Annotated in this window: 39 protein-coding genes; 8 read left to right on the top strand and 31 right to left on the bottom strand. The window is 49.6% G+C overall.

Annotated features, from left to right (window positions below; translation table 11 throughout):
* Window positions 1-8: 8 nt before the first annotated feature.
* Window positions 9-1,202, bottom strand: a complete 1,194-nt coding sequence (locus tag J7392_RS04915) for a hypothetical protein (RefSeq protein WP_209216452.1) — start codon at window positions 1,200-1,202, stop codon at window positions 9-11.
* Window positions 1,203-1,395: 193 nt separating this feature from the next.
* Here J7392_RS04915 and J7392_RS04910 point away from each other — a divergent pair, with 193 nt between their 5' ends.
* Complete coding sequence (locus J7392_RS04910; RefSeq protein WP_209216451.1) at window positions 1,396-2,409, top strand: hypothetical protein; 1,014 nt, start codon at window positions 1,396-1,398, stop codon at window positions 2,407-2,409.
* A gap of 57 nt (window positions 2,410-2,466) precedes the next feature.
* Here the strand turns inward: J7392_RS04910 and J7392_RS04905 are convergent, their stop codons facing one another.
* The 10 genes from J7392_RS04905 to J7392_RS04860 all read right to left on the bottom strand — a co-directional run bounded on the left by J7392_RS04905 (window position 2,467) and on the right by J7392_RS04860 (window position 9,335).
* Window positions 2,467-3,048 (bottom strand): hypothetical protein, encoded by a 582-nt coding sequence (locus J7392_RS04905; protein ID WP_209216450.1) that lies wholly within the window; start codon window positions 3,046-3,048, stop codon window positions 2,467-2,469.
* A 210-nt stretch (window positions 3,049-3,258) separates the two neighbouring features.
* The gene (locus J7392_RS04900) at window positions 3,259-3,738 is read right to left on the bottom strand and encodes a hypothetical protein (RefSeq protein WP_209216449.1); all 480 of its coding nucleotides are present in this window, start codon (window positions 3,736-3,738) and stop codon (window positions 3,259-3,261) included.
* Window positions 3,725-4,378, bottom strand: coding sequence for a hypothetical protein (locus tag J7392_RS04895; protein WP_209216448.1), 654 nt, complete (start codon window positions 4,376-4,378; stop codon window positions 3,725-3,727). Before J7392_RS04895 ends, J7392_RS04900 begins: the two co-directional genes overlap by 14 nt.
* Window positions 4,379-4,528: 150 nt before the next feature.
* Window positions 4,529-5,191 carry a non-canonical purine NTP pyrophosphatase gene (locus J7392_RS04890; protein WP_247744452.1) on the bottom strand — a complete coding sequence of 221 codons (663 nt, stop codon included), beginning with the start codon at window positions 5,189-5,191 and terminating at the stop codon, window positions 4,529-4,531.
* A gap of 47 nt (window positions 5,192-5,238) precedes the next feature.
* The gene (locus tag J7392_RS04885) at window positions 5,239-6,204 is read right to left on the bottom strand and encodes a hypothetical protein (RefSeq protein WP_209216447.1); all 966 of its coding nucleotides are present in this window, start codon (window positions 6,202-6,204) and stop codon (window positions 5,239-5,241) included.
* 36 nt (window positions 6,205-6,240) lie between these two features.
* Window positions 6,241-6,720 (bottom strand): hypothetical protein, encoded by a 480-nt coding sequence (locus J7392_RS04880; protein ID WP_209216446.1) that lies wholly within the window; start codon window positions 6,718-6,720, stop codon window positions 6,241-6,243.
* Between the two features lie 525 nt (window positions 6,721-7,245).
* Window positions 7,246-7,809: a hypothetical protein gene (locus tag J7392_RS04875; RefSeq protein ID WP_209216445.1), complete on the bottom strand. Its 564-nt coding sequence runs from the start codon at window positions 7,807-7,809 to the stop codon at window positions 7,246-7,248.
* Window positions 7,810-7,827: 18 nt separating this feature from the next.
* Complete coding sequence (locus J7392_RS04870; RefSeq protein ID WP_209216444.1) at window positions 7,828-8,067, bottom strand: hypothetical protein; 240 nt, start codon at window positions 8,065-8,067, stop codon at window positions 7,828-7,830.
* 90 nt (window positions 8,068-8,157) lie between these two features.
* A complete protein-coding gene (locus J7392_RS04865; RefSeq protein WP_209216443.1) occupies window positions 8,158-8,637 on the bottom strand; it encodes an NADAR family protein in 480 nt (159 codons plus the stop codon).
* Complete coding sequence (locus J7392_RS04860; RefSeq protein ID WP_209216442.1) at window positions 8,634-9,335, bottom strand: hypothetical protein; 702 nt, start codon at window positions 9,333-9,335, stop codon at window positions 8,634-8,636. The genes J7392_RS04865 and J7392_RS04860 overlap by 4 nt, the downstream gene beginning before the upstream one ends.
* 183 nt (window positions 9,336-9,518) lie before the next feature.
* Between J7392_RS04860 and J7392_RS04855 the strand changes: the two genes are divergently transcribed.
* The 4 genes from J7392_RS04855 to J7392_RS04840 all read left to right on the top strand — a co-directional run bounded on the left by J7392_RS04855 (window position 9,519) and on the right by J7392_RS04840 (window position 12,346).
* Complete coding sequence (locus J7392_RS04855) at window positions 9,519-9,929, top strand: hypothetical protein (RefSeq protein WP_209216441.1); 411 nt, start codon at window positions 9,519-9,521, stop codon at window positions 9,927-9,929.
* A gap of 1 nt (window position 9,930) precedes the next feature.
* On the top strand, window positions 9,931-10,332 hold the full coding sequence (locus J7392_RS04850) for a hypothetical protein (RefSeq protein WP_209216440.1): 402 nt from the start codon (window positions 9,931-9,933) through the stop codon (window positions 10,330-10,332).
* 170 nt (window positions 10,333-10,502) lie between these two features.
* A complete protein-coding gene (locus J7392_RS04845) occupies window positions 10,503-11,144 on the top strand; it encodes a Bax inhibitor-1/YccA family protein (RefSeq protein ID WP_209216439.1) in 642 nt (213 codons plus the stop codon).
* A gap of 113 nt (window positions 11,145-11,257) precedes the next feature.
* Window positions 11,258-12,346, top strand: a complete 1,089-nt coding sequence (locus J7392_RS04840) for an ADP-ribosylglycohydrolase family protein (protein ID WP_209216438.1) — start codon at window positions 11,258-11,260, stop codon at window positions 12,344-12,346.
* 69 nt (window positions 12,347-12,415) lie between these two features.
* On the opposite strand, the gene J7392_RS04835 is transcribed toward J7392_RS04840, so the two are convergent.
* The 10 genes from J7392_RS04835 to J7392_RS04790 all read right to left on the bottom strand — a co-directional run bounded on the left by J7392_RS04835 (window position 12,416) and on the right by J7392_RS04790 (window position 16,670).
* Complete coding sequence (locus tag J7392_RS04835) at window positions 12,416-12,622, bottom strand: cold-shock protein (RefSeq protein WP_209216437.1); 207 nt, start codon at window positions 12,620-12,622, stop codon at window positions 12,416-12,418.
* A 211-nt stretch (window positions 12,623-12,833) separates the two neighbouring features.
* On the bottom strand, window positions 12,834-13,151 hold the full coding sequence (locus J7392_RS04830; RefSeq protein WP_209216436.1) for a hypothetical protein: 318 nt from the start codon (window positions 13,149-13,151) through the stop codon (window positions 12,834-12,836).
* Window positions 13,151-13,651, bottom strand: a complete 501-nt coding sequence (locus J7392_RS04825) for a type II toxin-antitoxin system antitoxin SocA domain-containing protein (RefSeq protein WP_209216435.1) — start codon at window positions 13,649-13,651, stop codon at window positions 13,151-13,153. The genes J7392_RS04830 and J7392_RS04825 overlap by 1 nt, the downstream gene beginning before the upstream one ends.
* Before the next feature lie 3 nt (window positions 13,652-13,654).
* The gene (locus J7392_RS04820; protein WP_209216434.1) at window positions 13,655-13,876 is read right to left on the bottom strand and encodes a hypothetical protein; all 222 of its coding nucleotides are present in this window, start codon (window positions 13,874-13,876) and stop codon (window positions 13,655-13,657) included.
* A gap of 25 nt (window positions 13,877-13,901) precedes the next feature.
* Window positions 13,902-14,435, bottom strand: coding sequence for a hypothetical protein (locus J7392_RS04815; protein WP_209216433.1), 534 nt, complete (start codon window positions 14,433-14,435; stop codon window positions 13,902-13,904).
* A 1-nt stretch (window position 14,436) separates the two neighbouring features.
* Window positions 14,437-15,258: a hypothetical protein gene (locus tag J7392_RS04810; protein ID WP_209216432.1), complete on the bottom strand. Its 822-nt coding sequence runs from the start codon at window positions 15,256-15,258 to the stop codon at window positions 14,437-14,439.
* An 11-nt stretch (window positions 15,259-15,269) separates the two neighbouring features.
* Complete coding sequence (locus J7392_RS04805; protein WP_209216431.1) at window positions 15,270-15,533, bottom strand: hypothetical protein; 264 nt, start codon at window positions 15,531-15,533, stop codon at window positions 15,270-15,272.
* Window positions 15,534-15,551: 18 nt separating this feature from the next.
* Window positions 15,552-15,908, bottom strand: coding sequence for a hypothetical protein (locus tag J7392_RS04800; RefSeq protein WP_209216430.1), 357 nt, complete (start codon window positions 15,906-15,908; stop codon window positions 15,552-15,554).
* Between the two features lie 25 nt (window positions 15,909-15,933).
* On the bottom strand, window positions 15,934-16,344 hold the full coding sequence (locus J7392_RS04795) for a hypothetical protein (protein WP_209216429.1): 411 nt from the start codon (window positions 16,342-16,344) through the stop codon (window positions 15,934-15,936).
* 74 nt (window positions 16,345-16,418) lie between these two features.
* Window positions 16,419-16,670 carry a DUF4170 domain-containing protein gene (locus J7392_RS04790; RefSeq protein WP_209216428.1) on the bottom strand — a complete coding sequence of 84 codons (252 nt, stop codon included), beginning with the start codon at window positions 16,668-16,670 and terminating at the stop codon, window positions 16,419-16,421.
* 252 nt (window positions 16,671-16,922) lie between these two features.
* Here J7392_RS04790 and J7392_RS04785 point away from each other — a divergent pair, with 252 nt between their 5' ends.
* Window positions 16,923-17,414: a hypothetical protein gene (locus tag J7392_RS04785; RefSeq protein ID WP_209216427.1), complete on the top strand. Its 492-nt coding sequence runs from the start codon at window positions 16,923-16,925 to the stop codon at window positions 17,412-17,414.
* A gap of 3 nt (window positions 17,415-17,417) precedes the next feature.
* On the top strand, window positions 17,418-17,819 hold the full coding sequence (locus tag J7392_RS04780) for a hypothetical protein (protein ID WP_209216426.1): 402 nt from the start codon (window positions 17,418-17,420) through the stop codon (window positions 17,817-17,819).
* Here J7392_RS04780 and J7392_RS04775 read toward each other — a convergent pair.
* Together J7392_RS04775 and J7392_RS04770 are read right to left on the bottom strand one after the other, a co-directional pair.
* Complete coding sequence (locus J7392_RS04775; RefSeq protein WP_209216425.1) at window positions 17,816-18,526, bottom strand: hypothetical protein; 711 nt, start codon at window positions 18,524-18,526, stop codon at window positions 17,816-17,818. The genes J7392_RS04780 and J7392_RS04775 overlap by 4 nt on opposite strands.
* Before the next feature lie 13 nt (window positions 18,527-18,539).
* Window positions 18,540-18,881: a hypothetical protein gene (locus tag J7392_RS04770; protein WP_209216424.1), complete on the bottom strand. Its 342-nt coding sequence runs from the start codon at window positions 18,879-18,881 to the stop codon at window positions 18,540-18,542.
* Between the two features lie 131 nt (window positions 18,882-19,012).
* Between J7392_RS04770 and J7392_RS04765 the strand changes: the two genes are divergently transcribed.
* Window positions 19,013-19,693 carry an HNH endonuclease signature motif containing protein gene (locus J7392_RS04765; RefSeq protein ID WP_209216423.1) on the top strand — a complete coding sequence of 227 codons (681 nt, stop codon included), beginning with the start codon at window positions 19,013-19,015 and terminating at the stop codon, window positions 19,691-19,693.
* Window positions 19,694-19,702: 9 nt separating this feature from the next.
* Here J7392_RS04765 and J7392_RS04760 read toward each other — a convergent pair whose 3' ends face one another.
* The 8 genes from J7392_RS04760 to J7392_RS04725 form a co-directional block, all read right to left on the bottom strand.
* Entirely contained in the window at window positions 19,703-19,972 is a 270-nt protein-coding gene (locus J7392_RS04760) for a hypothetical protein (protein ID WP_209216422.1), read from the bottom strand.
* A 187-nt stretch (window positions 19,973-20,159) separates the two neighbouring features.
* Window positions 20,160-20,774 (bottom strand): hypothetical protein, encoded by a 615-nt coding sequence (locus J7392_RS04755; protein WP_209216421.1) that lies wholly within the window; start codon window positions 20,772-20,774, stop codon window positions 20,160-20,162.
* A 171-nt stretch (window positions 20,775-20,945) separates the two neighbouring features.
* On the bottom strand, window positions 20,946-21,575 hold the full coding sequence (locus J7392_RS04750) for a hypothetical protein (protein ID WP_209216420.1): 630 nt from the start codon (window positions 21,573-21,575) through the stop codon (window positions 20,946-20,948).
* A gap of 146 nt (window positions 21,576-21,721) precedes the next feature.
* Window positions 21,722-22,231 carry a helix-turn-helix transcriptional regulator gene (locus J7392_RS04745; RefSeq protein ID WP_209216419.1) on the bottom strand — a complete coding sequence of 170 codons (510 nt, stop codon included), beginning with the start codon at window positions 22,229-22,231 and terminating at the stop codon, window positions 21,722-21,724.
* A 102-nt stretch (window positions 22,232-22,333) separates the two neighbouring features.
* A complete protein-coding gene (locus J7392_RS04740) occupies window positions 22,334-22,930 on the bottom strand; it encodes a hypothetical protein (RefSeq protein ID WP_209216418.1) in 597 nt (198 codons plus the stop codon).
* A 139-nt stretch (window positions 22,931-23,069) separates the two neighbouring features.
* Complete coding sequence (locus J7392_RS04735; RefSeq protein ID WP_209216417.1) at window positions 23,070-23,657, bottom strand: hypothetical protein; 588 nt, start codon at window positions 23,655-23,657, stop codon at window positions 23,070-23,072.
* Between the two features lie 104 nt (window positions 23,658-23,761).
* A complete protein-coding gene (locus J7392_RS04730; protein WP_209216416.1) occupies window positions 23,762-24,556 on the bottom strand; it encodes a hypothetical protein in 795 nt (264 codons plus the stop codon).
* Window positions 24,557-24,814: 258 nt separating this feature from the next.
* Window positions 24,815-26,098 (bottom strand): hypothetical protein, encoded by a 1,284-nt coding sequence (locus tag J7392_RS04725; protein ID WP_209216415.1) that lies wholly within the window; start codon window positions 26,096-26,098, stop codon window positions 24,815-24,817.
* Window positions 26,099-26,230: the final 132 nt, after the last annotated feature.

The following is a 26,230-nucleotide window of genomic DNA, read 5'->3' as shown; positions in this document are numbered from 1 at the left end:
CGGTCAACTCACTCTGATGTGTACGAGGGCGCCACAACACGCTTAAGGGTGGACTTCTCCAATGACCCGCGCCAATGTGCCTTGCGCCACGTAATTTTCCCATTCCTCGCGAGGAAAAGGTGTCCACGGACGGGGTGGCGTGCACGTGCAGATGAATCCCCACCGCCACCAAAGGAACCGGCCGATCCCGTCTCATAAAAACGCTGTAGCCCTCGATCCTCGATATTGAGGGTTACCACAGAGACACCAGGCGCCATATCACCCTTTGAGGCTGACTTACCCTTAGGCATCCCTTTACGGCCCCCTGAGGAACGCCTACGAGGCTCCTTGGCAATATCCCCGGTGTCGACCTCCAGAAGCGCCATCATAGCGACCACATGCAGACCTTCTTCGAGGGGATCCAGCATTTCACGCGGGTAGATTGACCGCACCATACTGCTGATCTCGCTATCCTGATAATCGGGAGAAGGAACCACCTTTGTGATGTCGCGGAAACGCATCATGCGCCAGAAGCGATCTCGGGCTTGATTGGTCGCCCTTACGCCCTCTGTCGCCTTGATCTCGCGCTGGGCTCTATCCAGTAGAGGATCGTAGCCAGCTTTGACTTTCCCCAAGACGAACTCGAACTCTGCCTTAGAGATCCCAACATGCTTGGAGACATCCATCGTTCCGATCAGTGGTGATGGCGCCAGGCGGTAGGCGGCCGAGAGAGCAGATCGCACAGAGACCGGATAGCTTCTATGGCCTGCAATATGCTGACCGAGGGCAGGGTGGTCCCTTACCGTATAGCGAGAATGCAGCCAGATAGGTTGAATGGTGGCGCGGCCCTCACCCAGAACATCTACAAAAACACCAAAGCGCTGGGCAGGGGTGCGATCTGACTGAAGGTGCCCAAAGAAGCCACGCAATTCTGCCATGGCGCTATCTCGATCACTGACATCAACCTCGAAAAATAGCTGTCTCGGTTCGGAGAATACGGCAGCAACCAAACGCTCGACGCGTTCAGGGGTATCCACTCTTAGGTCGGCAGCCGCGCGCATCGCACTGGCGTCAAACGAATAAAGCTCTCGACCCTTAAGTCGCTCGGAGTACTGGCGCATCTCTTGAAGATATGCCAGCTCATCCGGGTCAACACCATCGGTCTTTCGAGGAAGAGGGGATTGCCCCATTGAGAATAAAATGTCTGCGATAAAATCAGTCAATCGGCTCACTCATCAATTGAAGCATTTCGGTCTATTCTAGATAGGTTTTAGAGATCGTTCAACTCTTCTTATCCAATAAATAGCAATGAAGAGAAGAAACATAAGTGAAAAATATGGGAAAAACTAATCATTATTGAAGCTTCACAATCTTAATATTGAATGGTAGGTTTCTCCAAAATATCGGAGACACCATATGCTTGGAAATCACACCGGCCTTTCCCCCTTAACAGCGGATGACAACATCAAGAGCCCCGCTCTGAAGGCAATGGCTCACCTGAAGGTCTTCAAATCCGTTACGGAACGCACAGCGGCAATCAAGAGAGCCTCAGCGCAGATCCAGAGTGATGACCGGTATTGGGCGGAGACCTTTGCCTCCAGGCTTACTGACGAAGGTGTAGAGGCAACCGAAGCACAGCTCATTTCTCTGCGTGCGGCAGCAGCGGTCAGAGATCCTGAAGTGGCAACACTTTTGAGGGAAACCAACGCGATGGGAGAGGATCCTTATGTTGGTAAGGTCACCAAAGGGATCATGGCAGCGGACGAAAGCTTCAGCCGTAAGCTCAGGGATAACAAGATCGACAGTGATCAGGCATGGGTCAGAGTTGCTCTCTCACATTTCTTCCGGCGTGATCCAGATTCCATCTTTCAGATGTTCGTGATCAATGCAGCTTCCCAGCTGGTGCACAAAGTCTGGCTTGGCGGCGTAAATGGCCTGGCTCGATGGGCTATCGAACGACTGGACGAAATGAAGGTTCCAGACACAGCAAAGGGCTACTTGGTGGTGCTTGATGGAATGCGCTCCAAGGGTGGGTGGTTTCTTCACGACAGTACAGAAGATGACATTAAGATCGTCGATGAAGCCATGGATATGTATAGGAAAGCTACCGGTAACGAGGACGATATTGCAGCCCAAAACTCAGTGGCAGCTGCCGTCTACTCGCTCATCTTCGAACGGCGCGATGCTGCGCGTGCCATCGGTTTGATGTCTGCGTTGGCGAAGCGTGTGGGACACGCCAACTGGGTTCTTTATGGCCGAACTGGCGATCAGGGCACCTACACCCAGCTCATCCGCATTCCATCTGACGATCCGGCCGAAGCCAGAAAAATCGCTCAGAAGATGCCAGAAGTCACGATGCAGAACGATATCAGAGGCTTGCAAGAGTTTCTTGAGACAAACGCTCCGGAGGAATCGCCTCAAGATGCATAGCCTGACAGCACTTTATGCTATTGTTTAACTTTGCACTGCAAGTATATGTATTTACTATCAAAATGCGAATACAGGGGATTCGTGTTCTGGTTTATCCCAATTTTGTTCGGCAGGTTTGTAGAATGACTCAGTACCACTTCTGTCGATATGTGGATTAATCGTTTCAACCACAGGGGCGGCTTCTGTCTGCAAGCACTCATCAAACAAGAATGTATTGTGAGCATTGCATCCCTCAAATACACCATCTAGAGCGACACCAAGATCTAGTTTTATAGTATCCTTAGCATTTATTGTGGGCGCAGAAATTTCACGGTGAAGTATCGGATATGGTTCCGAAGTTGTCTGATAAAGTATTCTCAAAAGAATATTGTCATCATCTTCGATGACCACACCATCAAATTCCAGCTCTGCCTTTTGCTCTTCGACGTTTAGTTTGCCGCGCACATTTCCTTGAGCGTCAATCAGATTGGTGGATATCGGGTGTTGCACCGACACACCCGATACCGCGAATGTAGACATGCCTATGGTCATCCCGATCACTGCGCTACGCAGGTTTGATGAAAATCCTTTAGACGATTTGTTGTAAAATTTCTGCAAGCGCCCCTTCCCCAAGGTCCCCTGCAACTTATTGATATTCATTCCCCTGAGCCTTCCCTGTCAAAGGTTTCATTCCCTAATGGGAACATTGCCCGCGCATAGCATGGTCACACCCCCAAAATTTTTTGGGAACAAATTTAACTTCTAAATAGTTGATTTATCTTGAAATATTTTCACAAGTTTTTGTGATGTCGGAACCACCTGCAAGTCACTCTGACGTGCGGGGTTCTCATAGTGACTTGCAGGTGAATTTCACCTGAAAATCCCGATAAGGTTACCAAAGCCTTTTTTCGCCGCTTGGCCAGGCTTGCCTTCCAATTCAGATCCATCATTGAACAGTTGCAATACTGATCTGGCGTATACCCTTTCAGCTCTCTCTTGGGCTTCGCCACGGGTGGGATGAAGCGAAATTGGGATCTCTACCTTTGGCCTGGTCGTCGTCGCATTGATTAGCAGGAAGGCCTTTGCGGGGCGCTCTTCGTCAGGCACCTTGCTGATGTCGAAGGCATGTCCTGAAATCAGAATAGGAGCCTCAAGATCTCTCGTATCCAGGATGTGAAGTTTCAGGCCGTGAATACGCTCGACAGACATCCAGCATTTATAACGGTGACCGGAGACGTCCTGATAGGTGCCTTCTTCCCACTCCATACGCCGAAGCCGACCTTCAGGACGTGGCGCGATCTCGGGAAGATCGCCGTATGGGGAGGAGGTGTTGTGATCATTCTGACTCATTGCCGATACCCTCTTGTTCGCAGAACGTGAGATCTCTCAGGGCGCTGTCCAGCTCGAAGAACCGAGCCAGGACAAGTGTTTGGATGCCGGAGTGAACGTATGTCGTCTCCGGTATCCTTACTACGAGATCAAACTTCTGCTCTCTTTCATTGTAGCGATGACATTCCCAGCGACCGGCCGAGTAGGTGAACTCAAAGCCAATTTCGCGCGCCTTATCCATCAGTAGCTCTAATGTCTTCTCACAGTCATCACGTAGCGCCACGTAGACCGTCAGAAAATCGTCAGGGAAGGCGGCCACAAAGCTTATGAACTCGGGCACTCGAGACGCTTTGAGTGCATTTTTTGCGACGATCAGGCCATCGAGCTCCTCGGAGGCTGTGATGACCAAAGAGATTTCATCCGCCTTCGCGTCTGAGAACTCATCCAGCACCATATCTTGCGCAGATCTGGGGTATGCCTTGAGGATGCGAGCTGCCCTTATGGGACCGATTGATCTGAAGAAATCTGACCGTTCGGCCGACTTAACGAGTGCCTTGAAGACATCTAGGGTTCCGTCCCCATCCAAACAGGCCTCGGCCGCTTTAGATATCTCTTCAAGGACTTCGTCTCTGTCGTCTTTCTCCAGACTTATCTCGTCCAACACCTTTACTCCAATCACCTAACTATAATGCGAGACTGGATTCCAATCATAACCAGACCCGATAACTAATATATAGTGGTTTAATCTTGGTTATTCTTCGTGTCAACGGATAGAAGCAAGTATAGATGACGCATTTAACCCTACGTTAAGTCACATTCCGGGGGCTTTTTGAGGGGTGCAGGTCTCGATGAAAATCTGAATCGCTTCTGCTCTAGAGCTTAGCCGGTTCTTCTCTTCCATACTGATTTCAGCAAATGTCTGGTTGGTACCTTCAGGAAGGAAGTAGGGATCGAGATCGTGACCATTGTCACCTCGGGGAGTGCGTAGGAAGGACCCCGGAGTTTCACCAGTGAAGAGATCATCATGACCGTCAGGCCATGCAAGACAGAGAACCGTCTTGAATGCAGCCTTGATTTCCCCTTGGACGCCTTTTTCCTCAATCTCCCGCAGGATACGGTCTGCCGCAATTTTGTAGTCACGCCCTGCCTGGCCGTACTCGGTTCCCTCAATCTCCGCCCAATCTGCGGTATGGACACCAGGGCGCCCGTCAAGAGCGGCAATCTCTAGGCCACTGTCGTCTGCAAGGGCAGGGAGACCTGTTGCCTTGGCGGCCGAATGTGCCTTCAAACGTGCATTTCCAGCAAGTGTTTCTTCGGTTTCAACCGGTTCAGGAAGATCAAGGTCACGGGCAAATACGATTTCTATACCGGACCCGGAGAGCATATCCGAAATCTCGGCCATCTTGCCTTTGTTGTGGCTGGCCAACAGCATTTTGCTGCCAATGGGAAGGGGGCGAGGTATCATAAAATTCATATCTTTCTATGTCAGAATGCGTGCAATTTGGCGTCCAAAAGGAACCTTCAATCGGCCATATCTTCTTGAAGTCTTTGTATGTTTTCATCGAGGATATTCTTGCGAAGTAACATGATTGCTAGAATGCCATCAGACCACTTGCGCTTTGATAGTACGACGTCATTGACTTCGAACTGGCCATTATCAGCTGAAAATTTCATTGTAATCCATGAGGCTGGGGCTGATTGATACATGAGATCCCAGTCACCGATGCAGGTGATCGAATGCAAATATTCATAGGCCACTTGGTCATCGTTGAAATAACCGCCGTGAGTGAGGATTCCTGCCCCTGGAAAGACAACTTCCAGTTCTTCCGCAGTGGGCGCGGCATTATGCGTGAACTTCGGGAAGATGGCTTCGATATGATCCCGTGTGAAGAAGCACTGCGACAGGATGGTTGCTTTCGTGAATAGGTTTGGCGGGAGATGGCTGAGAGCAAATACCCTGGCCTGATCGAAGGAAGGCCCTCGTAGGAGGGAAGCTATATCACCGCCGGTTACATGGTCCCATCCACTTACGGTTGAGATTGCACAAGATACAGTCGCCAGCGCTCGCATACTCTCATTGGATCCATCAAACCATATGGCGGAAAGCCCGATGCTACCCAGTACTACACGCTTATCATTTGCCATCTCCGGTGGGATACCGTTGACCCAAAACTGAGTGTTAATAGCATCCCTGACATATCTTCCTAGATCATAGGGAAGGCGCTTCAAGATTTCGACCGCTCCGAGGGCTGCGCGTGGAGATTCGAATGCTGTACTGATATCCACCAAAGGCATTCGGCTAATCATACTGGTCAGATCTACCGCATCGATCTCTGCGTGAAAGGCACGAAGCGCCTCTACGCTACCATCACATCTTTCCGCAAGTTGCGCCAAACGTTCCAGGCAAAGGGTGTCATCTTGCGTAAGAGAAGAACCTGAAAAATCTTGTCCTTCCCTGTGGTGGTCGTCAGCTGTGAAATTACTCATTAAAATATGATCCCAAAAATATGATTTAGTTGCCGGTTATGGCAATGAGGCTTTCAGAGTTGCCTCGTACTCTTCGATACGCGCGCAGATTTTTATATGGAAACGCGCGTAGTTCTCATTCCGCCGGAGATCACGATCCGTGACTTCCTCGAGCCTGGAAAGGTCCATGTTCTCTTCCAGATCGGCACGCTTAACGTAGCAGCCGTCGATATTGGCTAAGACCTTAGCCTGATAAGCCTTGCGGCTCTCATCATCTTCCTTGGTCACTGAAAGGATGCAGTTCACAGAACGCTGAGAGTACCCCATATCCAGAAGAAGCTGTTTTGTCAGATAGGTGTCTTCAATCAGGTCGTGCCCGAGAGCGCCGATGATCAGATCTTCATCGTCGATGCCGTGCTCTTCCTGAAGACGTCGGGCCACAGCGGCAGGATGCAGGTGGTAGGGCTCTCCAGCCTTGTCCACCTGGCCTGCATGCGCCTCGATAATGAGGGCACTCATTTTATCTATATCACTCATGAGATCTTCCCCGTGCCTTGCTGTCCAATGATACAGCTAAAGTATCATCCCGATCATTCACTTGCTTAATTTGAAAACTATTCGTCATGCCGCACTCATACCAAAGCCACTTTTCGATAAAGTTAAGGTTCGGCTGACACTTAGGTTGAGGCAAAGAAAACAAACAAAAGCGGGTGAGCTTGCGCATGGCGGCGCCAGACGCTATTTTTTCTTAAACTCTCTGGGATAGATTGACCGGATACAATTTGGAAAGACGGGCCTATGCCTCATCAGGAAATAACAATGGGCGGACTAACCCCCAATCTCTGCTGCGCAAGATGTCAGTCTGGAAGCAACATCATGGATGACCCCAAAGGAGCATTCTGTGGCAGTTGCGGGCCATCGGTACCGGTGCTTGAATTGGAAGATGACGGTCAAATACCACCCAAATCGCTGATTGAGCGCCGCAGAAGCGCTCCTCAGATCGATTTGGAAGACTACCTAGCGGAGATCTCAGCAGAGCCACCTGCGCCCGCAATGTGACCTTTAAGGGGATGGTAAGGGCGTGTGTGTCTTCTGGCTGACCTTCATCGTCAACGAGGTTACGTCGTAGCCAAGATCTTCCGCTTGCATGATGAACCCGGGCTTTTCGATGATTGCCCCAGCTTCATCATCCCATTCAAAGTCGTCCTTGGAGATGAGTTCATAAAAGGCAAGGTTCAGGTCTGCCTTGTTCGCACCCTCGGCACCAAAATAACCCCGGAAATCCTCTCCTTCATCCTCATCATCGCCGAGACCATACCAGAGCAAAAGCTCACCAGGGTCCGCTTCCTGGGCCTCAGAGGGGGGCGCTTTCCCATCTTTTGTCGTCAGACTCAGGGAGAACGTATCTAGATCGTATCCACGCTTTTCGAGGTCATCCACAAAACTCAGTTCCGCACGAGGGAAGATGAATTGCATATGGGGATTGCCGTTCGAAAAGGTGATGTAACGGCGCCGGGTGGTCAGAAGTTCAAGAAAGCTGACATCCTTAGGGCATTGATCCCCGCGCGAGACCACAGGTTCTCCATCTTGGAAGGAGAATGTTAGTGTGTGAGCATCAGTGGCCATAGGATGTCCTCTTACTTATCAGGCGGGCATTGACCCATAGTCTGCCAGGCGCTTGGCGTTCAGGCTTTCCTCGCGCGCCTCGCGGGCTTTCCATACATCATCGGCGTTCGCTGTCTTGCCAAAAACCCGGTGATACTCGCGGATAGCCAAAGGGGCTTCACGGTTCACAGCCGGACGGCCACCACCAGAATAACGGCCCATAAGATCCAGACTTGCGCGCGTTTTCATGCGATTCATCAAATTCGAAATAATAATCATTGCCTGCTTCTCCTAATACTTGACTATCAATGCCCTACACAAGGATAGCTGTCAACAAGTAATGTAAGAGTTTGGCTTGCAAGTCAGCGATCAGTCGCCATTCAGTTCCTTGCGAACCTGCATCAAGATCTTGCCGAGATTGTTCTCACCAATGAGTTTGCCGCCCTCTTCGATGACACCCCAATAGGTGTCATCCCAGTCGTTAAGCTCCCAGATATAGGCGGTCCCGGTATTGAGTAGCTTGCCTGCGAGAAGAGGATGTCTGACATATTTTCGACGGGTGAGCTCAAGCATGATCCCATACTTAACTTCATCCCAGTCATCTCTCATTCGTAGTGTGCGACCTGCACGTTTGGCTTTTTTCGCGGTTTCGATTTGGGCAAATGCCTTGAGATCCTTGAGCCATTCTTCTTGAGTGCGCAGAAGGTCCCTCTGCGGCATCTTGGCAGCCTGGTAAGCGTGTTCGTTCGTTGGGAATTCCACCCCGTACATGGTGACCCGTGCGGAGTGGAAGTTAGAGAGGAACCTGTAAGGGCCTTGAAGGCCTCGGATCTCTTGAGCTTGGTTCACGGCTTACTCACAGCAGGTTGGAAGTTCATAATTTCTGGGCGCTGGTCTTCGAGGTACTCACGCAAGGCTTCAACATCAACCTCGATCTCAAGATCACTGAGTGGCTTGATGTGATCGACAGACGGACATCCAGCTTGCTTATAGCTTATCACGAGATCGTTGAGAGCCGGTGAGTAACCCGCCACCAACTCCTCGATGTCGCACTCCCCAATTTTCTCATTCATGATCCAAGCCCCGATGTTGAGGGCTCTCGTATCACCTTCATAAGTAATATTCACCGGGAAGGGCTGGATTCCTTGCGCAATCTCAGCCTGGGACATGAAGAAATTGTCACGGCGCATCGGCGTCTCTAAAGCCTCTTCCCGGGACATGAAGTAGGACTTGCTATCCAAGCGGATATTGGGGTTATTTGCCCGCTCCCAACCCAGTCGGCCATCCTTATAGCGGATCATCGTGCCGTTGTGAGCATCAGCCGCCACGGCCCAGCTGAGATCGGATACCTCACGATCATCGTTCCAAGTGGTGTAAAACCGCAGCGTGTCGGCCGACATGTCCTCAATCTTAGCCAAAAGATACGCTTTCATCTCCTCTGGTGAGGCGAACTCACTCGGGGACTTCTCCGACGTGTTCACGATGTTAGCAGGACCTTCAATTGCGGGTAGTCTGTAGGCGTTTTTTGAGAATAGTTTCACAATCATTTTCTGGAACTCCGTGTCCGATGGCAAGGGGGAGCATTATAAGCTCATGATGCCATGTCGCACTATACATGCAGAATTCAATTATTGGAAGGATTTACTTCGCGGTATCAATGATATGTGCTCTTTAATCTTGGAGAAACACAAAGTCTATTATAGTGCCGCTACAAAATACAGGTGATAATAATGATCTTTTCAATCCAAGTGCTGGTGGGGCTGGCCGTCCTGATCGCAGTGATCTGGTGGTCCAACAGCCGAACCCAAAAAGCTCAGGAAACTGTGCAAAAACTCCCCGACCTCAGAGACTACCTTCGGGTGAACGACCACGGTCTTCTTGCCTCGATCCGCACCATCGAAGCCCATATCGCAGATTGGCGGGCAAGAGAGAATGACCCAACTTATCGAGCGCAGGGCGCCGATGGCATAAAAATGCTGGCCAAGACGCTAGAGGCCCGCCAGGCGGCCGTGAAGGATCCAGAGGAGCTGGAAGTCATGGACCTCAAGTTCAACGATGAACTCACGCGGATGCGGGCATGGCTACAAGATCGCCTGGCAGTCTTGCCTCTTTTGGATGTGCCAGAAGGGACGGCAAACTAAGATGTTGAAGAATATGAAACCATTCTCCAAATTGGATTTGAAGCTTTTTCTCTATGTCTTCCTTGCATGCGCATTAGGGCCGCTGTGGCTCTTCGTAAGCACCCATGATGACTTTGATCAGAACTTGATTACAGTTTTGGCGGTTGTCACTGTTGCCAACTTCTCCCTTGATGCAAGGGGCCCAGGTATCTTAACGACCGCACTCGTTATCATTCTCGGTTTGGCAGGCGACTTCTTCGGACTGATTGTAGCCTCCTTTCTTGTCGTTGCCGAGGTGACCTGGATGCACGGCTTTGCGGTTGAGATCGTGTTGATCCTCATTTTTGTCCAGCTATTAGGTGGATTGCTCAGGATGAAAGATCGCTACGAAAAAGAACTACTTCGAGTAGATCCCGAACCATAAAAACAGTTAACGAAAATCATAAAACTGTTAACTTATCTATTGAAACGGGTAAAGCCAATTCCCATGTTAATACCATTAACACTCACTTATAAGGATGAAATAAAGTGAATTTTCAAGAACAGGCTCTTAGCGGAAGTCCTACCAAATTTAGTGAAAGCCTTCAGGCGCACATGGCCAATGTCTATAAGACAATGGCCGGTGGCATCTTCCTGACATTCGTGACCGCGTGGCTCTTCGCGAACACCCCGGCACTCTTGTCGCTTATTCTGGACGTGAAAACCGGATCCCCCACAATGCTGGGCTGGATCGTGATGTTCTCCCCACTGGCTTTGGTTCTCCTTATGGGCTTCAAGATGGATAGCATGTCGCACGGAAAGGCGGCCGGTATCTTCTACCTAATCTCGGGCCTCATCGGTGCCTCCATGTCCTCGATCTTCTTGGTCTATACGGACTTCTCCATCGTTCAGGTCTTCCTGGTGACCTCCATCAGTTTTGCGGCCCTTAGCCTTTATGGCTACACATCCAAGAAGGACCTTTCGGGCATCGCGTCCTTCCTGTTCATGGGACTCATCGGTATCGTGGCCGCCTCCATCCTGAACATCTTTATCGGGTCCGGCGCCCTCCAGTTTGTGATCACGATCATCGGTGTTCTGGTCTTCGCTGGTCTTACAGCGACTGACACCCAGCGCATCAAGTCTGACTTCATCAGAACGGGAGGGGCGATCAGCCCGGCCGCCGAAGCTTTGGGTCTCTACCTGAATTTCATTAACCTCTTCCAAATGCTTTTGTCATTGATGGGCGAGCGCGAATAAAAGAACTCAAAATCTGATCGGAATAATGGTCGCGGTGAATTTTCATCGCGGCCATTTTTGTTATTGGATTTCTTGGCGTCTATATGATTAGAAAATTATAGGCTGCTGGAAAAATGAAAGACACTTATGCAAGAAGAAAAGAGATCAGACACAATGTTCTCTTAGCAACCGCCTTGGGCGATAGCCTTGGTTTACCGTTCGAAAATCTAAGCCGATCTCACGTAAATAGGATATTCCAGAAAACTGCGATCAAGCAGATCATGCTTCCAAGCGGTGAGGCACTCTTAAGTGACGGCACAGAGCATGCTCTGCTAACAGCACGCTCTCTGGGAGAAGCAAATGATGACCCAAAGCAATTTGAAAGAATTTTAGGTCGACAGCTAAAACGGTGGTTTATGGCGTGCCCTCCCGGCATCGGGGGCGCCACCCTTCGGTCGTGCTTTAAGATGGCCTGTGGAGTGGCTCCCAGCAGCTCTGGTGTTAAGTCTGCCGGGAATGGTCCTTTGATGCGCGTCCCCGTGATTGCGGTCAAGTATCGTGAGCACCCGAAAAAGATGAGAGAGTTCATCGGAGTCTCGACAAAGATCACGCATACGGATCCCAGAGCCGTCGTAATGGCTTTGTTCCTAGCCGATCTTATAGTCCAAGCCTGCGATGGTCCCTTGTTATGGACCCAAGTCAAATCAACCCTTGATCGCGCCTTGAACGATTTTGCATGCCCTCAAAATCATGTAGCCGAGATGCAGTCCATGATGAATGCTATCGATCAACATGATCCCAATACAGCCGATCCGGAAGACGCGATGAAATCCATAGGGTGCCGCAAAGGTGTAAGTGGTTACATCCTGCACTCAGCCTTCGCTGCGGCATGGTTTGCTGTCAGGGCGAATGGAGACGTTCGGGAAGCGATCCGGCTATCTATAGAAGCGGGCGGGGATACAGATAGCGTCGCTGCCGTCGCGGCCGCCCTTACATCTTGCTCTCCACATGCTGTTATGCCGAACCCCTTAGACACGTCCTACGCAGGCTGCATTGCAGGCAACGGCATGCTTATCAATCATTCAGTACCACTCTGTAATGAAGAGCACCTTCTGCGTGACCTGAATGCATATCCAGAACCGACTGTGCACGACATGTTCAAGGATAACATGCGCGCATGGCGGGCACTTCTGCGTCATATTTTATGGAGACGATTATTCTGAAGTCTACTAAAAAATAAGAGGGCTGCCGATATCCCTATCGACAGCCCTCTTATTTTCAGACGGTCTGTGTCAGGCCGCCGAAAGATTCACCGCGCTGGTTTTTCCATTGCGGCCATCTTCGAGGTCATAGGAAACTTTTTGGTTGTCTGCGAGGCCAGTCATTCCGGAGCGCTCAACCGCAGAAATGTGAACAAATACATCTCCGCCGCCAGCGTCGGGGGCAATGAAGCCATAACCTTTTGTCGTGTTGAACCATTTTACAGTGCCAGTAGGCATTCGTCTTCTCCTTGATTTTTCCGCCAAATGATTAAGGCGAGTCCACGACCCACGAGTATCGAATTAGCGATTTCATAGAAGAAGTCTTTCGTCGATAGTGTAGCCGTAGGACAAGCATAAATGCTAGCCTTAAACAAAAGCAAGCATTTTTTATGCAGTTTTTATTAAAAATCTATCGGTTCACTCTGGGAGTGCCTGTAGCGGTGAACTATCAGCTAATTTTACCGCAAACAGTTTCAGCAGAGCCGTTTCTGGGAAGGGACGCACCTCGCGGCAATATGGAATTAACGACGGATCCGTCTTGGCATTCTACTGAGTAAGCTCCATTTAATCCAAATCTAAATACGCTGCTACCACTAGGTTCGTGGTCATACTGGATCTTCGAAGTGCTTTCTGCCGCGAAGGTTAGTGCCATTTCGGTAAAAATCTGACCCTGAGCATTGCTTATCGCAACCGCACCGTACGCAATAACCGGTCCTGATACCACTGCCGCTGCCGTAATCAATATTCGAAGTATGTTCTTTTTCATCACATATGTCCTTTAATTAATGATCTGTACCCTGAGATTATATAGTTCTCCGGGATCGTTTCGTTTTCACCTACAAGGTACTTGCGATTATGCGCAAACCGCTCCCAGGCGCTGTCTTTCATATGGCACATCGTAGACAACTCAAGATCAGTGCAGGCGCCATACTGCTGATAGATATCGTTCAAAAATTCGCGTGTCTCCCGATGAGACGTCGGGACCGAGAAGGACACCGCACCCTCATCGCTTCCAGGGGGTACAATCTCCTTTTTCCCGTGCGGCTTCAGAATACGGTACATGGACGGAAATATTGGCCCATACTTGTAGCAGACTGGTTCTTCATTCAGGAGACTTACGGTCTCTGCCTTGCTAAGAAAGCCGTTATAAAGATGAGCACTATAGGCGATGAACGTCAGCTTTTGCAGCTTCATATGAGACGCAGGCCCATGCTCCAGCAGGGTGTAAGCGACCTGTAGGGACGAGTATCCGTTTCCCGTGGACATAGCTTACCCTACATCCGTGAAGTCGGCATCTTTCAGGGCAAACTCGCGCTCTGCCTGCTTGTCGACATCAAAGGCCAACATCAGCCAACCCATCTCAGGGTGCCACTCAGTGTTGCCGTAGCGCACTGAGATCGGAATGATCGTGCGAACGGATGTCTCACCGCGCCAGTTCTTGTATTTCATCTGAACTGGTGGCTGATCTAAAGTGATTTTGTTATCTGACATAAACTATCTCCAAAAATATGATTTCTTAAATGGTTGATTTTGAAAGCCGAGGTTCAAGGGCCTTCATCTCGTCTGAGAGAGCGGAGAGCTTCGTTAGCACCCATTCCTGAAGCCGGGAGACCGTCTCCGCTTTCTGATTTGAAATGCGAGGCTCACTCATGCGGGTCATTGAAGCAGGGGGCGTACAAACAAACCCCTGATGGCTATCCGGTTTGATCGTCCATACCCCAACAGGGGAAACCACATACATTCGGCTGGGGACTCTGGGATCTCTCGACCAAGACACCAGTAAAGAGGAGAGGGAAGCATCGATATCCTGCACAACACACGCCACAAGCTCCTGAGCGGCCGCCTGAGCGCCTTCAAGGCTGTCTCGGGTGAAGTGACCGCCATCCCGGCTATCAGTGACCACATGCCCCACCATGTCATCCGGGATCACGCAGTAGAACTCAGATCGCCTAATGGACTGCGTGATGCGGAAGTCTCCAAAACCGGTGGGGGCAACCCACATTCCAGGCTTGGGGCCATCTTTCCAGATAAGAGGTTTGATATCAGGCATCTCAGTGATCCGTTCTCTCTTTACCTATGAAATAGGTGGCGACCTGTAAGAAAAGGTTCTCTGTCGCGTCGCAGATGTCCTCCTCAGTAGAGGCATGGACCTCCTTGAATACACCAAGGTTCTCTCGAACGATGGCTGGTAGGCTCGCAGACCAGATGGTTTCCTTTAGATCCGCAGGAGCGACTGTGAACCGGCCAAGGGGAGTGTCAGCATGCAGATGGCCACTGTTTGAACACCGCTGCCAAACAAACTTGGGGTAACCCTCATCGTCGATCATATTTTCGAAAAGGGAAGATACGCTTACCAAGCAGGAACGAGCGAGCCTGGTCACTTCCTCCATAGCGAGATCGCGAAGCTCTTTCCAAGAAATTGGGCCAGGGAAGTGATTGGCCGCTTCCTTATCATACTGACTGCCTTGAAGCATGAAGCCAGCAGCGCCATCTTTAGCGCTCAGAAATCCGACCAGCCAAGGACCCAGATCACTATCCAACCGCTGTGCAGAATAGCAGCCTTTGTCTTTCTGGCTAGTAAAGCGAATGGAGGGGCCCGACAAGACTGAGCGGACGTGAAGAGACAGCCGCGTTTCCGCACATTTCTTCGCTGCCTCTTCACTCTCCCGCACGAGATTATAACGTTCAATGACACGCGCTGGGGTGCCTAAGCTGATGGCTTCCGGCACATTCACAACGAAGCTTCCTTCGGTGTTTCTTAGCTCGAAATCACCTACAGGGGTGCGCGCCCGCTGAAGTAATCCATCGTCTGCGACGACCCATTCGAACGGACGTAGTACTTGGTCAACTCCAATTTTGATCAAGGCCTGCACACCTAACCCCCTTAAGCTGACAGCTCAGCAATAAGGTCTCGGATGAAACCTTCAGCTTTCTGGGTGCCATCATCGAAGTCGACACAGCTGATTTCGTGGACCACTCCGTTGAGAGGGGGCGTACACATGTACATTTCGTTGCCAATAAAACGACGGGCGACGGTAAAGCGGCCCAGAGGGCTAACAGCCTCCCAAGTATCCACCGCAGTTGTGGTGTTTCTTTCCCAATGAAGGCTGCGCACCTTGGCTTCGGTCTTCTCGTTATTCTTGCTCATGCTCGTTGCCTCTCTTGATCAGCTATCTGCAAGGAGGCTGCATGCCACGCTAAACAGATGCTCGGAGGCGAACTCTTTGGCTTCCTCAAGGGTCTCGCGAGACGTATAGATAACCTTACCCGCCAAGAAGGGGGTGGCGATCTCGTAGGGGCCTTCGTATCCGCTGCGAGTGATCTGATAGCTGCCAATCACCGGGTGACGGGCGTTCCAAGATTCATGGAGACCTTGGGAAGACTGAACCCAGTCCAGGACTACCGGACGCATCTGACGAGGAGCGCTGGGCGTTGCTATGTTAGCCAGTTCCCGAGCACGGATTGTGGCTGCCGCCAGCGCTTCCATGCCCTTGTCTGTTTTAGTTGAGGTTGAGGTTGTCATCATAATTCCTTGTTAGAAAACGAATTTACAGAAGTTCATAGTGACCGATGTACGGTGCAAGATGGTTGGCATCACCAAAGATCCAGCCACAGGTATCAAGCGGCATTGTGGTGCCTACAGAACCGTCAATGATGGGGAAACTCGGGTCGTGGATGATCCCAGTAGGATTGGAAACCAGCGCCTTCGTCAGACCATAGATTTCTTCCATCGGCACCTTGAGCACGATCACAGTACCGAAGTCGCCCTCGCACTGGTTGAGCCACTGATCGTAGAGGTTTGCCCATTCGTCGCCCCACTGCTTATTGCAGTAAACACGCTTCATCGAGGCGCTTTGAGCGTGCATGGCTTGAGCAGCAGGCTTACCGCTGTCTTCTACAAGCGATCTCACGTCATCGCGAACCAGCGCATACACTCGATAATCTGTTTCATCAGCCATAATGGGCCCCATCTACCATTGAATTTCGTGAATTAATAAGGATAGATGGGGCTTCAGTCAACTCTAATCTTGGATTAACCAAGGATAGTCTTTAACTCAGGGCATTTTTCTGCATGCCAGGTCACAACCTCGTCACTTACCTTCTTAGCAACATAGCAGGCGTGGGCATCGTCTATGGTGCTGTAGGCATGCGACTGCCATGCCTTATAGGCATCGTCATACTCAGCAAATCTGCCAACAACATGCAGCTTGTCTGGGTCATGAAACTCCAAGGTGCCAGGCATCTTCAGCTTGCCCCCAAATACTACATAATCTTCAGTCGCCATACATCTCTCCATGATATCTATGTTTTCTCGTGAGGTAACAATTTTGCCTTAAGGCAGCTTTAATGTGAGAAGAAATAAGTAAAATCCACTCAGTCGTAGAGAGTCTTGATAACCTAGTTAGGACAGGAGATCTCTCATCTCTTAGGTATTGACTAAGAAAGAGAGAGATTTTGGAGACAATAGATCATCGTTAAATCAATATTATTCATGTTCTGCCATTATTAAGGGGACACGAAATTACAGGACACACACATGAAACTTATTGTCGCCTTCACTTCCGTTCTTGCTCTGGCAGCTTGCGCGTCTTTCACCCAAACCAACCCTTCTGAAGCAGCACCGCAGGAAGCAGCACCGCAGGAAGCAGCACCGCAGGAAGCAGCACCGCAGGAAGCAGCACCGCAGGAAGCAACCGAATTGTTCGAGGCATGGAACGCCACAGAGTGGGTGGTTCCTAATGCAAACATCACTCAGGTCTATGAGGCTGTTCTTGCTGGCATGAAACATGCAGATATCGGCGTTCAGTTGAACAATCCTGCGGATGGATACGTTCAAGGTAAATCCACGGCCGTCCACGACGCAGAGGTTAACACCTTCTTCTCGGAGGAGGGTGATAACATCCGTGTGCTAATGTCTGTGACCGGATCAAAAACCGACACAATTAAAGCCTTGGATGCCAAGAAAACGACAAAAATGATTATGGATCAGTTCCGTGAAGGCTTCGACAAAAAGATGAAGGGCCGCTAAGTAATGAAGAGATCATACTTGGTGGCCGCCATGCTCGCAGGGCTTGCTATGGCGGCCTGTACGAACACAAAGACTGACATTCGCTCCGAGAAGACCATCAAAAAGATCGCATCATGCCCGAACCAGGTAGAAAACCGGCAGCGCCTGTTCGCACTCAAACAGGGTTTTTCAGACGCTGATATTGAAGTCAGGCAATCGGATATCTGTTCCGGATATATTTTTGGCGTGGCTCAATCGGACAGTCCATATTCTGGCGCCCAAGTGCGGGCGAAGTTCACCCACAGTCCTGAAGATGATGCTTCCATCGAAATTGGCATTACAGGAGTTAAGGACAATGATGCGAAAGCTAATCTATCGCGCGTCATTCGGAATGGATATCGAGATTACCTGAAGGCGCCTTACTAGAACTTAGGGGAGGGCGCCTCTTCCGCATAACTAGTCCGGATCACTTCGCCATAGAGGTGATCCGGGTCTGTCTGATCGGTACACTTGGCGGTAATCGAGAAACACTCCGGGCCAGATATCGAAACCTCACTATGGAAGGCATTAAGCGCCGCATCTTCGATGCCATAGTTGGTTGTGTCCTTGTCGGCACCCTCAATGATCACCAGGTAGCGCCTAGCTACCGTTAGGCGGCCTGTCAGATCCAAGTCATCGTGATGCATCTCACTAGGTGCCACCAGGGGCTCTACTGATACCTCAACACTACGTACGGGATTTCCCTCAGCATCGAGACGGGGGGTCCGATTGGCCTTATAGGTGAAGAACTCATCATTGCTCAGTATTTCAAAATCTTCGCAGATCGAACCCTGACCATCAACGATCTGGTCTACTTGGAAGCCATTGATGTCGACATACCTCACCACTTTCTTTTTGGCCTCCATAACGCGCTTTACCGCTGCATCAAGAAGGGCTGGATCCGCGTCCGCTCTCTTTGTGTCCCGCAGTTCCATATCTGCCTTATGGTACGCTCGATACCCTTTCCTGACTTCTTCCGCACAAGCCAGAATCTTGCCTTCGATTTCAGATTTTGACCGGGCCATGACCGGCTCGTAAACCTCATAAATTGAAGCGCCGTCATCATGACGAGATAGAAGCCAGAATTTTTGCATCAGAAAACCTCAGTTACATGCCCGGGCGGGGCGTATAGAGCGGCAGGGTGTAGGAACCCAAGTTATCACGGAAGTAACTACTGCTAATCTTAGCATTATCGATCTCATCGGCCGTAGCTGTCCGAATGTGAAAATCGAAGTCGGAAACACAGTCGATGTGCCCTGATTTTTCGACGATCTCTTGTGCCTTTTTGACGGGGTCAACGTCGGCCTCATCACAGGCGACGAGCTTCATGAAATACATACCGTCCACTTTACAGTTTCCGTCTGAATCAACATCGTTTTCGTGAAGCATTTCTTCGTCGGTCAACATAGTGACCTCAACGACCATGTGATGTTCGCTATAATCAGTCATATTTTCTATATCCATTTCATCCAATGACTATGTATCTAGACGACGGTTTGCATGACACCAAAACACTCATCATACCGGAAACCATGAATTAAACTGTGAAAGCAACATGCCCTACTAAAGGGTATTTCGCTATGTCTTCCACAGGTTCTCTCTTTGGAGAAGATAATCTTACCAAGCACCACATTGAAGACATCATCCGCGTTTTGAAGAGAATGTCTAATAAGGTCGATAAAGGTGACCTGGACGCCGACCTGCTTCCCGATCATCAACACGCCACCAAGCTACTATCTAGTCTGGGGATGTCTCTCAATGGCATTGATGACAAGGATGCACGTGGCAGAATTCTTTCATATTTTCTTCAACGTATCGGGCAGCCCATAGAAGGAGAAGCTCTACGCACAATCGCCGGTATATCAGAATGGCCCAGGCGCATCAGAGAGCTTCGCGTTGAGCTGGGGTGGAAAATCAAAACCCAAAAGACCGGCCGACCAGATCTCCCAGCCGGGGTATACGTGCTAGAGAGCGCAGAGCAAGACGAGCCGCACGACCGGGGCATCAGTGATCAGGTAAGGTTAGAGGTGCTACAGAGGGACCAGTCGAGGTGCCAGCACCCAGGATGTAACTGGTCTACCGCAGATCGATCAGAAGGGGACCCACGCTTCACCATAGAGCTCCATCATATTCATGAGATTGCGGATGGCGGCAGCAATGAGGTCGAGAACCTAATATCAGTTTGTAACGTACACCACAAAGCGATCCACTCTCGTAACCCAGCAACTCTAGCCTGGCTACGAGAGTGGTCAAAGACCTGAAATTTAGGATCAGTCCCAGAACCAGATTTCCCCAAGATACTTCTTCTCGAGGCGGGGGACATCTACTTCCTCATAATCGTCGATCTTCATTATCTGTCGCTCAGCACGTTTCCAGTCACGACGACGCTCACGACGTGTCACTGCCTTCACTTCTGGGTTCCAGAACCGGAATGATTTCCCATCACGACCGGCGAGGTTATCTTCCCATTCTTTTACGTCTTCTTCTGTCCAGGAAAAGAAGAACTGGGGGAAGTTTCGTTTTCTATGTGTTCGGGCCATTTGGCTCTCCTTAGGTTGTTACCTAACGGACGCCATCCCAACTCCAGTAATTCATATAATTTATCCTTTACAACTCATTCTAGTATAAGTCGAGTAAGTTAATACATCAAGTTCAAGTATAGGAAACGGCCACCCCATTTCTGGAAGTGGCCGTTCGGAACAGTAAGGTTATAAGCCTAAGACCACCTTATTCGTTGGGCGCCAAATCATTTTTTGGGTTATAGCTACATCTAAAGCTATTCTTCATCCAGGTCTTTCTTTTACGCAGATGGCTTAACGCGCCTTTATCGCTCACAGCAATCTTGAAATAGTGACGAATGAAGGTAACTCCAGCTGCAAACATAATAGACACAAACATAAGGCCTAACAAATCTGATCGCACCATTGCCTTATCCGCATCCATGAGGAAACCGATAGCGAGGCAAACCGGGAGAATAGTAGCGGGAATACCTGCAATCAAAGGTATATAAAGGTCTACACTTTCATAAATTTCAACTGCCCTCTTAGGACTCATAATCTCTGCTTCAGCGTAAACCAATGGGCCCTTCATTGTGCCTGCATCAAAGAACTGTGCAAAATGCCAATTTCCATCGCTTTCTTTGATGTAGAACGCCTCACCTTTGGATACTTCCAATACTTCACCCAGAGGCAGGAAAAACATCCGTCCCGAGTCCTCTGGTTCGCATCTTAGCTCCCAAGATATAGTGGCATCAATTGTTCCGAGAGAATTAGGGACGTCATCCGCCGTTATTTCGATAGGACCAGAAGATTTCTTCTGGGGATTAGCTGTCTTCTTTGTCATCTTATACCTCAAGTAATTTTCGTATACGATTGCATTGATATAGAAAATTCATTTCTACCGAATTAATGTATTCGAAAAATCCATCGACCAGTGAAATCAGGTGAGCAATACTGAAGTCCACCTATAAAAAAGGGCGTCATTAACATATGACGCCCCCTCATATTATATATCTTAAGCCGTAATCTCATCCATCGGTATATCGATTTTTCCACACGGGATGTAGGGACTGTTTCTGCTCTCAATCATTTTCAATTTTTGGATTGCACAATCATCCTTAGAACGTGATTCCCAAATATCCTTGAGGCCACCAGCACCCACCAAGAATAAGAACACGCTCACGAGGGTGGCTACTACGACTTGAAATGGTGACCAAGTCTCCGCAGCTGTTGGTAGGCCAGATTGCGAATGATAATTCGCTGCAAACAATACAATCAGTGGAGCGATAACACACCATCCAAATATAAAATAAAATATCCCGGAGTCGCCACCAAGGGACTTATATACTTCCGTCGGTTTACGGCTTTTCCCCTCCGCATAAACTACCGGTCCGATCATTGTCCCTGGTTCATAGAACTGAGCTCCGTACCAGCTGTCACGTCCTTTGATGTAGTAAGCCTTACCCTCTGGGACCCGCATGGTCTCACCTTCGTCAAGAAAGTATGCCGTGCCGATATTATTAGGCTCGTTTACCTCCCATTTAATTGTTGCATTCACCTGGCCCTTGGGGGCAAGCACCGCCTGCTTCGGCAGCTCCCGTCCAACTGGAGCAGAGGTGTCTTTGACTACCGTTTCATCGCGCATAATTATTGCCTTCCATAATTCCCTAAACAATACGATGCGCAACCTATACTAGGTTGCGATTTCATTAGGTTTAAGTAACTATGGAAAACTGAGCATGCGGAGTTGGCATGCCGTAGACAGAGGGCAGGGGTGTCGTTCCGAGTGGCTTAAGAGGTGCCAGACGTTTTTACTTTGGCGAGTGCTGACTTGGCCACTTTGGCATCGTTCGGACGTGCATCACCATGGACGCGCTCGAACAGATCGATGGCTTCTCGCAATATCGATACCTCAACATCAGTGAAAGACGTACCGTCATCTCCTGTGATTGCAAACGATCTGGCGCCAAGCCGTGATAAGAATAATCGCAAGGCCTCTTGAACATCTTCCGGTAAGGTCTCAGGAAGGCGCAGGGCGTTATCATCAACAACGTCAGGGCGCATTGCGCCCTCTCCCGTCAATAGCCATGCAAGATCGCAGTTCAGCATCTTAGAGTAGCGCAGCGCCCAAGGAACGGGGATGCCGTTCCGGCTTTTCTCGTGGGCATTGTAGGTAGTTTTACCGACCCCTAAGGCCTTGGCAAACTCTGCTTGGGTTTTGTATCCCGCCGCCAGCCTTGCGTGTCGAAGGCGCTCGGCTACGCCTTCGATGATGAAGCTAGGAAGTTCATATTCTGCCATCAGTGGGGTGCTTTCACGAGCCATTATCCGTGTACAGTGCTCTCACATCAAAGCTCTAGTGTCCACCAAGAATGGATGAAAATTTTTGCCTTTACGGTTCGATTACGCTGCCCGAGACAATTTTTTGTTCCGTTGCGCTGCATTCTTAGAAACAGAGATGGAATGCTGCGCAACAAACTCTGCGCCCTGCTCGACTGAAGAGGTGCTTTTCTTTGCAAGGGCCTTCATCTGATCGTTCATGCCCATAACCTTTTCAATCACGCATGATGAATTGGCACTCTTGCTCATCAGGAAGCTAAAGCCATAGGATTTGCCTGCATGATCCTCCTGTTGATCGATATCTGGATCTGAGAGTTTGTAGAAGAACGCCTGCAACTCATCCTTCGCGCCTCGCGTCTGAACATCTGCCAACTTGAATGAGAAGTCACCGTCAGGCATCTTGTCATTCAAGATATCTTCAGCACGATCCAGAATACGTTCGACGAACTTGTCATTAGAAATTCCGTCAGTACCTTCGGACTTCCTTACGAATGAATCGTTAGCCTTTCTGTAAGAACCAACTACGAGGAATCCCAAGACTAGAGCAATGATAGCAAAGACCAGGTAGCTTCCACCACCCCGCTCGTTGGCCATAATAATAAATGATTGAATGACGCCGAGAAGCATCAAACCCACCAAAGCTTTACCAATAAGACGCATTATACCGATCCTAGTTTTAATAATGTGCATTCCACTTTAGAGGGATGTTATAAGTCTGTAAACAACCTAAACAACACTCTTGAGAAATCCAGTGGATCTGCGAAATTGGCAGCCATCCTTGAAAAGGCAAACTACAAAATCAATGAGCGGCCTTCACACCACCAGGTGTAATATACGGGCTCGACTTGCTTTCCGCCTTCTTGATCGCTTTGATGGCATATTTACTGTTGCTCTTACACCGCAATGTAACAAATGAAATCCAGACGCCGCTAACCAACACCCACAATGTCAAAAGCATCAGGCTTATGAATAGTATGGAAAGTACTCCCCCAAATCCGATAGCGTGGGATACGTTGAGGGACAGTGCGTAAGAGAGAATGCCTCCACAAACAGCGAACGGGACACCAACCACGAGTGTGGCGTTTCCACCCAAATCCTTCATATAGACATCTTTTATGCACCCGATCTTTGCCTCGGCATAAACGACGGGACCGGTCATTTTACCGTCTTCGAAGAACTGAGCATGATACCACTTGGTATCACCTTTGATGTAGTATGCCGTGCCGTTTGGAACTTCCATTACTTCGCCTTCATGAAGGTAGAAAGCCTGGCCGGGATTATCCGGATACTCAACCTCCTTCTTGTAGGTCGCCTCGATCTTACCTCTAGGAACCGTAAAAGCCTCAGGAGTAAGCTCAATCGGCCCATTAACTTGATCATCGGTCATCTTATAATCACTCATATTTAATATCTTATCATCTTGTTCATTTACTCCACCTACTAAGGATGAAATTACCAAAAATCCACTCAGTTGTAGAGGGTAACGTCCCTTCAGAGAAAGGGGGTGTCGATATATTGATTGTGGATCTCGAGAACATTAGAGGCTCGGAACTTCACCTCTCCATCCGTAAAAGGTGACTCCAGCAATCCGATATAGGCAAGATCGCGACCGCGCTGCTCGCATCCGATCAAGCGAACCCAGATATCGCCGATAGTCCAGTTCGGGTTCTTTACCCCAAGGCGCACACGGGCCTCCGTATGCAGGTAGCGAAACCCTAGGGGATGATACTCATCTGAATAGAGCTTCTCCAGATCAGGTTTAGGATCTCCGTCATTCGGGCAGAAGTCGGTAAGATCAAAATCACTGAGACGGGCCACGTTAATACGCGCGGCGCCAGCTTCCGTGTTACGGTAAGCGTAGTAGGCCTCAAAGGTGATCCACCACTCGCTGGTAGCTTCGATGGTCACACATTGACCGTCGACACGCATATTGAGCAGGGAGAGGGGCATGTGAGCCTCCTTCTCAGGCGTTGATACCATCCCCATGACATGCACCATTTCGTGCACCAAACCGTCGATCCCGCCGGTCTCCTCAGCAATATTGGTATGGAGCTTGTATTGGATCATCTCGACCAGCTCATGAACGGGTATAAAAGGCGTGTCCTTTGAGTCCTTGGCTACAAAGATGAACTGAGTAGGGGTAGCCATAGGATCAGCATAGGTGCCGAACCGGACGGGATGAAGGAACTCGCCATCAACTTCGAAACGTACCGGTTTCAACGCGTTTGGCTCAAGAGCCTTAAGCAAAGAGCCAACGGTCGGAAAATTATGATTTTCGAAATACATGAATACACCTTATTTGTTAAAGAAATTATGCATCAATTCAGGTATAATTGTCAACTAATCATGTGTTCTGGTTAGGGGATCACTACCATCTTATTGAGTAAAATAAATACTTTTCCACTCAGTTGTAGAGGGCGCCTATACCTATTAAGCAGCCAACCACCCAGATCCAATTGTCAGAACGCTAAGAAAAAGAAGGGTAGGGTGCAAAACAAAAGCAGGCGCCCGAAGACGCCTGCTGAGTAGTTTATGTCCTAGGCTTTAGTAGAAGCCTTGTCCGGGGACAGGTGCTTCCGGATCAGTATTATGCTCTTCTGCCATATACGTCAGCTCGTCCTGATAGTCGGCTTCATTGACCAAGAAGGGGGTAGTGGGCCAGAGATACATGACATCACCGCTCATACCGTCGTTCACGAGCATGAAGGACATACCGTCCAATTCAGCTTGCTTGATCTGCACGCTCCCTTCACCTGTATTCGGAGCACGGCCATACATCGAGGCAACCGCGACAGAGGTGTTTTCGGAAACCTCTTTCTCGACACCACCAGCTGCTTTGATCAGGTTCAGCATTTCAGGTGGAGACATGCTGTGATCTTCACCGGTATCATAGTCGTAATCGCTATGACCCATGTTCATGTGAATGTCCTGCATCGGCGTCTGGGTTGCACCTGCATAGATCAGGCGGGCCCGCTGATAGATCGCATCCCCCATGCCTTGCATCATAGAGCTGCCCAGATCGCGCGTACCTTCGACAACTGCACTCAGACCGGGGTGCGCTTTAATAAACGCTTCTTTGGTCTGCTTTTCGTGGACCGGAGACAGACGTACACCTTCTCCAGGTAGCTCATCAGGCAGCGGGTTCAGAGTGTTGTTCAGCAGGACAGCTTCACGCATCGCGCCTGTGACGGCATACTCAGCGTCGGCCGCATCGATCTTAGCCTGATACTTTTTCAGGATACCCTTCAGGAAGGGGCGGGGGTCACGTGCCAGCTTGTCAGCATTCGCAATCAGACGCTCACGTGTCTGCTGCACGTTGAGGCTTGGTTTACCAGCTGGATTGACAACCACATTCTCGTCGGAGTCCACGAAAACCATGTCCCGGATAATAAAGGCCTCATCCTTTTTATCGGTGTAGGTTTCTTCATAACCATCTTCGTCTTCTTCGGTATAGGTGTCAGAAAGCTGACCATCATCGTCCATGCTGACGACATCACCTTGATCGTTCACGCCAATGTACTCGGCATCGGCATATGTATCGAAGGCAGGCAGGTGTTGGCTGAAGCCATGGATGACGTTGGGATCCTCAGCCGTCAGGCCAGCTTCCTCAAAGGTAAAGACCCCAATGTTATCTCCGGCCGTAATTACAACGGCGCCCTTTTCAGCTTGCTCAGCACTGATGGTCAACACCTCTCCGTTATGATCGACATATTCACCCGCTTCCGTAAAATAGGCCCGGGCGGTGCCAGAAGCGGTGCGCCGCTTCACCAGCATGGCTGTATCCTGGATGCCTGCTTCTTCAAGCGCCTTAAGTGTCTGCTCTTTCATTATCAAAGTCTCCTATAATCAAGATCGGATATCAGCCAAATGATGCAAACATCCATGAATAGAAGAAATCTAAACATAGATGATGCTAAAATAAACCCCTTAATCATGAAAAGTTGACAAAGAAGGAATAAA

The organism is Sulfitobacter sp. R18_1, from assembly GCF_017743915.1.
GTDB lineage: Bacteria > Pseudomonadota > Alphaproteobacteria > Rhodobacterales > Rhodobacteraceae > Sulfitobacter > Sulfitobacter faviae.
This window is presented reverse-complemented; position numbering and strand designations above follow the sequence as displayed.